A 240-nucleotide genomic window follows, 5' to 3' on the forward strand; every position below is an offset into this window, starting at 1 on the left:
ATATCACTTTACCAACAGTAAATGATGAAAACGAAGATGGTGTGGATGATGCAGTTGCAGCACTTGAAGAAGCGACAGAAGCAGTAGAGGCAGCAGAAGCAGCATACGCTGCGGCAGAACAAGCGCTGATCGATGCAAATGCCAATGGTCTCATCACCCCAACAGAACTTACTGCACTGACTCAAGCGCGTGATGATGCACTTGCTGCGAAAACAGAAGCACAAACAAAAGTGACAGCGT

At 47.5% G+C, this 240-nt stretch carries 1 protein-coding gene; it reads left to right on the plus strand.

All coding sequences use genetic code 11. The annotated features are described in order from the left end of the window. Positions 1-240 (plus strand): GA-like domain-containing protein (locus AC1M89_RS14865; RefSeq protein ID WP_481614411.1); only part of this gene is annotated, 240 nt, incomplete at both ends.

The organism is Acinetobacter sp. ANC_7635 (genome assembly GCF_056779945.1).